This is a genomic window from Ornithinibacter sp., assembly GCF_035443565.1.
In the GTDB taxonomy this organism is placed as follows: Bacteria; Actinomycetota; Actinomycetes; order Actinomycetales; family Dermatophilaceae; genus Fodinibacter.
The window spans coordinates 1-5,521 of record NZ_DAORSO010000059.1 but is presented as its reverse complement, the minus strand read 5'-3'; the positions used below and the strand labels follow the sequence as shown (position 1 = coordinate 5,521).

Below are 5,521 nucleotides of genomic sequence, written 5' to 3'. Positions count from 1 at the left end.
GCGGCGAGGTTCGCGTGCACCCGGGCTCGCACCCGCGTTCCCTCGGCCTCGTGGCGCGACTCCAGCACGTCACCCTGCTCGTGCAGGCGACTCACGAGGTCGCCCCGGCTGTAGGGCACGAGCACCTCGACCTCGACGTCCGGGTGGGGAAGCTCGTCGCCGATGAGGGCGCGAAGCTCCTCCATGCCCTCCCCGCTGCGGGCGGACACGACGATCGAGTGCTTCTCGTGCCGGCGCAGCCGCGCGATGACCTCGGGGTCGGCGACGTCGGCCTTGTTGATGACGATGACCTCGCGCACGTCGGTGGCGTCGACGTCGGCCAGCACGGCCCGCACGGCCGAGATCTGGCCCTCGGGGTCGGGGTGGGAGCCGTCGACGACGTGCAGCAGCAGGTCGGCCTCGGCCACCTCCTCCAGCGTCGAGCGGAACGCCTCGACGAGCTGGTGCGGCAGGGCCCGCACGAACCCGACGGTGTCGGTCAGGGTGTACAGCCGCCCGTCGAGCGTCTCGGCCTTGCGCACGGTCGGGTCGAGGGTCGCGAACAACGCGTTCTCGACGAGCACGCCGGCACCGGTCAGCCGGTTGAGGATGCTCGACTTGCCGGCGTTGGTGTAGCCCGCGATCGCGACGCTCGGCACGGCGTTGGCCTTGCGCGACCCCCGCTTGGTGTCGCGGACGGTCTTCATCTCCTTGATCTCACGCCGCAGCTTGGCGATGCGCGTGTTGATCCGGCGACGGTCGAGCTCGATCTTGGTCTCACCCGGGCCACGCGAGCCCATGCCCTGGCCGCCGGCAGCCTGGCCACCCGCCTGCCGGGACATCGACTCACCCCATCCACGCAGTCGCGGGAGGAGGTACTGCAGCTGGGCGAGCTCGACCTGCGCCTTGCCCTCACGGGACTTGGCGTGCTGGGCGAAGATGTCGAGGATCAGGGCCGTGCGGTCGATGACCTTGACCTTGACGACGTCCTCGAGGGCTCGCCGCTGGCTCGGTGCGAGCTCGGTGTCGCAGACCACCGTGTCGGCGCCCTCGGCGATGACGATGTCGCGCAGCTCGGCGGCCTTGCCCTTGCCGAGGTAGGTCGCGGGGTCGGGGTTGGCCCGCCGCTGGACGAGCCCGGCGAGCACCTCGGAACCGGCCGTCTCGGCGAGGGCCGCGAGCTCGCGCATCGAGTTGTCGGCGTCCTCGGCGGTGCCCTCGCACCAGACCGAGGCCAGCACGACGCGTTCGAGGCGCAGCTGGCGGTACTCGACCTCGGTGACGTCCTCGAGCTCGGTCGAGAGCCCGCCGACGCGGCGCAGCGCGGCGCGCTCCTCGCGGTCGAGCTGGTCACCGTCGAAGGAGGCGTCGTCGTCAAGGACGAAGCCGGACTCGTCGAAGGTCGTGTCGTCGGCGAGCGCGTCGGCTCGCCCGGAGATGCTGTGGTTCGAAGTCATGTTCTCCCTAGGGTCTCACCGGGCAACGCCCCACGGCGACCGCTTTCTTCCGCGCGGCGCTAGCGTGTGCCCTGCGATGACTGAGAACGACCACTACTTCACGGCCGACCCGGCGAGCCCGAACGAGCGGCGCCGGGTGCGGGTGCGCCTTGCCGGGCGCCCTGTCGAGGTCGAGGTCGCGCCCGGCATCTTCTCCCCCGGCGGCCTGGACAAGGGCACCGCGGTGCTGCTCGACGAGGCACCCGCTCCCCCGGCCACCGGCACCTTCCTCGACCTCGGCTGCGGCTGGGGGCCGATCGCCCTCACCCTCGCCCTGTCCTCCCCGAACGCGACCATTCACGCCCTCGACGTCAACGAGCGTGCCCTGGACCTCACCCGCCGCAACGCCGCCGCGCTGGGACTGGGGCGGATCACCGCGACGACGGCCGACGGCATCCCGGATGACGTGCGCTTCGACCTCATCTGGTCCAACCCGCCGATCCGGGTCGGCAAGGCCGTGCTGCACGACCTGCTGCGCACGTGGCTGACCCGTCTTGCGCCCGGGGGCGTCGCCTACCTGGTGGTGCAGAAGAACCTGGGCTCCGACAGCCTCCAGCGCTGGATCGAGAGTGAGTTGGGGATGCCGTGTGGCCGGTTCGCGTCGAGCAAGGGTTTCCGGGTCCTCGAGGTGAGGACGCCATGACCCCCTCGCTCGGGATCGTGCTCGTCCCGACGCTGCCTCCCGAGGCGCTGCGCCCGCTGGCTGCTGCCGCCGACCGTCACCTCGACGAGCTCTGGGTGTGGGAGGACTGCTTCAAGGAGTCGGGGGTCGCGGCGGCTGCAGCGGCGCTGGCCTGGACGGACCGGGTGCAGGTTGGCATCGGGTTGGCCCCGGTGCCGCTGCGCAACGTGGCCCTGCTCGCGATGGAGGTGGCGACGGTGCACCGGCTCTTCCCGGGCCGCTTCCTGCCCGGCATCGGCCACGGGGTGCAGGACTGGATGGGGCAGGTCGGCGCCCGGGAACGCTCTCCGCTCACGCTGTTGCGCGAACACGCGCAGGCCATGCGGCTGCTGCTCGACGGCCACGAGGTGAGCACCTCGGGTCGCTACGTGCACCTCGACCGCGTGAAGCTCGACTGGCCGCCGGAGCCGGGCAGCCCGCTGCTCATCGGCGGCGGTGGCCCGAAGACCCTCGAGCTCGCGGGCCGGTACGGCGACGGCATCCTCATCGGGTCGGCCGTCTCCGAGAGTGAGCTCGAGGCCTCCGTGGCCGCAGGTCGACTCGGCTGGGCGCAGGGCCGCGGCGCCGACGGCACGCCGATGCCGGTGCTCGCCCACCTCATCGCCGCCACCGGGCCCCGGGCCCACCAGCGCGTGGAGGAGGAGCTGGCGCGGTGGGGTCAGACCGACGGCGCCCCCGGCCGCGGGGTCGCCGGCGACGCCGCGACGATCGCGGATGCCGTGCGCCGGCTCGCCGCGATCGGCGCCACGACCGTGGTGTTCCAGCCGACGCAGGACGAGCCGGACCTCGACGGGTTCGTCGAGTTCCTCGGCACCGACGTCAGGGCTGCGCTCGACGGCTGAGCTGCGCGAGGTCGATGACCCCGTCGGCCACGAGCGCCGCCGGACCGGCGAGCTCGACGCCCTGGTCCGGGAGCAGCCGCACGGTGAGCCGGCCACCCGGCACGTCGACCACCCAGGTGGAGCCGGTGTCGAGGGACCCGGCCCAGAAGCTCGTCGCGATCGCCGCCGCGCAGGCACCGGTGCCGCAGGAGCGGGTCTCACCGACCCCGCGCTCGAAGACCCGCATCGCGACGTGGCCGGGCCCGAGGGGCCGGACGATCTCGACGTTGGTGCCGTGCACCGGCTCCGGGCGCACGGCCGGGGCGGTCGTGAGGTCGACCGCGTCGAGGTCGACGGCTTCCGGCAGGGCGACGACGGTGTGGGGGTTGCCGACGTCGACGGTCAGGGCCGAGAACGGCTCGAGGTCGTCGAGGTGCACCAGCGCATCGAACCCGTCGCGCTGGGCCGTCGCCGGGTCGCCGAGGCGCCACGGGCCGAGCCCGACGGCGAACCCGTCGCCATCGACCCGCACGTGCTTGACCCCGGCGCGGGTGGCGATGGCGAACTCGTCAGCGCTCTCCAGCCCTTCGCGGCGCAGGAACGCCGCGAAGACGCGGGTGCCGTTGCCGCACATCTCCGACAGGCTGCCGTCGGCGTTGCGGTAGTCCATGAACCAGCGCGCGTGCGGTGCCTGGTCGCGCACCGCCTGGTCGCTGGCCGCCTCGGTCGGCACGACGCGGATCACCCCGTCGCCGCCCACCCCCGCACGACGGTCGGCGATGGCCGCCGCCAGCGGTGCGGTGAGGTCGAGGACGCCCTCGAGATCGGGCACGAGCACGAAGTCGTTCTCCGTGCCGTGCCCCTTGGTGAAGGTCAACCGCTCAGCCATGGGGCTCATCGTCGCACCTGACCCGCCGTGCCGTGGACGCCGCGTCCTCGATCGTTCGCGCCACCCGGTCCACGAGGTCGGGTTCGGTGGGGTCGAACCACCCGATGCGCGGATCGGCGCCGAACCACGACTCCTGCCGCCGCACCAACCGGCGGGTCCGCAGCGCGGTGTCGGCTTCTGCCTCCTCGACCGACATGGATCCGTCGATGACCGCGAGCGCCTGCGCGTAGCCGACCGCCCGGCTCGCCGTGCGCCCCTCGCGAAGTCCGGCACCCACGAGGCCTCTGGCCTCCTCGACCAGGCCCGAGGCGAACATCTGGCGGGTGCGGCGCTCGATCCTGCGGTCGAGTGCCTCCCGGTCGACGCGCAGACCCACGAAGACCGTGGGGCGCAGGGCCTGCCGGGTCGGCATCGTCGCGCTGAACGGCCGCCCGGTGAGCTCGATGACCTCCAGGGCGCGCACGATCCGCCGGGTGTTGTTCGGTTCGATCGCCGCTGCCGCGACGGGGTCCAGCTCCCTCAGCTCGGCAAGGAGGGCGGTCGTGCCCTCGGCGTCTGCGCGCTCCTCGAGCCGTTGCCGGACGTCGGGATCGGTCGGAGGGAGGTCGAGGTGGTCGAGCAGTGCCCGCACGTACAGACCCGAGCCGCCGACGACGACAGGGACCCGCCCCCTCGCGAGGACCGCGTCGACGTCGGCTCGTGCATGGCGCTGGTAGCCCGCGATCGTCGCCTCGTCGGTGACGTCGAGGACGTCGATCTGGTGGTGCGCGATGCCGTGCCGCTGCGCGAGGGGCACCTTGGCCGTGCCGATGTCCATGCCCCGGTAGAGCTGGCTGGCATCGGCCGAGACGACCTCGCCGTCGAGCAGCTGCGCCAGCGCGATGCCGAGGTCGGACTTGCCGGTGGCGGTCGCCCCGACGACGGCGACGACGAAGGGCTCGCCGTCAGTCGACACGCTCCTCCTCGGGCGGGTCGTCGTCGTGACCGAAGGGGTCGCGATCCACGCCCGGCGTCCACGAGATCCCCGGCTCACCCCACCCGTTGGCCTTGACCGCCTTGCGCGCCCGCCGGGCCCACTTGCCGGTGAGCCGGTCGACGTAGAGGAAACCGTTGAGGTGGTCGTACTCGTGCTGGAGCATGCGGGCGAACCAGCCGGTCGCCTCGTAGCGGATCTCGTTGCCGTCGAGGTCCTGGCCGACGAGGGAGGCGCTCTCCCCCCGGCGCAGCGGGAACGACTCCCCGGGGACCGACAGGCAGCCCTCGACCTCGTCGTGGGGGTCCGGGTCGCCCACGGGCGGCTTGGCCGACGTCAGGTAGGGGTTGATGACGACGCCACGCTCGGGGATGCCGTCGTCGTTCGCGAGCTGCCACGTGAAGATCCGCAGCCCCACACCGATCTGGGGAGCCGCCAACCCGACTCCGCGGGCGGCATCCATCGTCTCGAACATGTCGGCCACGAGGGCACGGACCTCGTCGTCGATGACCTCGACGGGTTGGGCACGCTGGTGCAGGACTGGCTCACCGGTGACGACGACGGGACGGATCGGCATGCCGTGATTCTCTCAGAGGCGCTGTCGGGTGAGCGAGCCGGACACCTGCTCCTACGATCGTCGGGTGAACCCGTCGATCGTCATCGTCGCCCCCGGACACGCCG

At 72.5% G+C, this 5,521-nt stretch carries 6 protein-coding genes; 2 read left to right on the top strand and 4 right to left on the bottom strand.

Annotated elements, in window-relative coordinates; genetic code table 11:
• Positions 1-1,436 (bottom strand): GTPase HflX (gene hflX / locus PLL68_RS08160; protein WP_324533278.1); only part of this gene is annotated, 1,436 nt, incomplete at its 3' end.
• Positions 1,437-1,512: 76 nt separating this feature from the next.
• Here hflX and PLL68_RS08155 point away from each other — a divergent pair.
• Both PLL68_RS08155 and PLL68_RS08150 read left to right on the top strand, forming a co-directional pair.
• The gene (locus tag PLL68_RS08155; RefSeq protein ID WP_324533277.1) at positions 1,513-2,118 is read left to right on the top strand and encodes a class I SAM-dependent methyltransferase; all 606 of its coding nucleotides are present in this window, start codon (positions 1,513-1,515) and stop codon (positions 2,116-2,118) included.
• On the top strand, positions 2,115-2,999 hold the full coding sequence (locus tag PLL68_RS08150) for an LLM class flavin-dependent oxidoreductase (RefSeq protein WP_324533276.1): 885 nt from the start codon (positions 2,115-2,117) through the stop codon (positions 2,997-2,999). Before PLL68_RS08155 ends, PLL68_RS08150 begins: the two co-directional genes overlap by 4 nt.
• On the opposite strand, the gene dapF is transcribed toward PLL68_RS08150, so the two are convergent.
• From dapF to def, 3 genes are read right to left on the bottom strand one after another with little or no spacing between them, the layout of a single operon-like run.
• Positions 2,977-3,867, bottom strand: a complete 891-nt coding sequence (gene dapF, locus PLL68_RS08145) for a diaminopimelate epimerase (protein ID WP_324533275.1) — start codon at positions 3,865-3,867, stop codon at positions 2,977-2,979. The two genes, PLL68_RS08150 and dapF, sit on opposite strands and share 23 nt — an antisense overlap.
• The gene (gene miaA, locus PLL68_RS08140; RefSeq protein ID WP_324533274.1) at positions 3,860-4,822 is read right to left on the bottom strand and encodes a tRNA (adenosine(37)-N6)-dimethylallyltransferase MiaA; all 963 of its coding nucleotides are present in this window, start codon (positions 4,820-4,822) and stop codon (positions 3,860-3,862) included. Before miaA ends, dapF begins: the two co-directional genes overlap by 8 nt.
• Positions 4,812-5,417: a peptide deformylase gene (gene def / locus PLL68_RS08135; protein ID WP_324533273.1), complete on the bottom strand. Its 606-nt coding sequence runs from the start codon at positions 5,415-5,417 to the stop codon at positions 4,812-4,814. Before def ends, miaA begins: the two co-directional genes overlap by 11 nt.
• Between the last annotated feature and the right edge of the window lie 104 nt (positions 5,418-5,521).

Bases quoted from the DNA above. Each gene is read 5' to 3' on its own strand.
- PLL68_RS08155 (WP_324533277.1), top strand. From the start codon at position 1,513: ATGACTGAGAACGACCACTACTTCACGGCCGACCCGGCGAGCCCGAAC.
- PLL68_RS08150 (WP_324533276.1), top strand. From the start codon at position 2,115: ATGACCCCCTCGCTCGGGATCGTGCTCGTCCCGACGCTGCCTCCCGAG.
- dapF (WP_324533275.1), bottom strand. From the start codon at position 3,867: ATGGCTGAGCGGTTGACCTTCACCAAGGGGCACGGCACGGAGAACGAC.
- def (WP_324533273.1), bottom strand. From the start codon at position 5,417: ATGCCGATCCGTCCCGTCGTCGTCACCGGTGAGCCAGTCCTGCACCAG.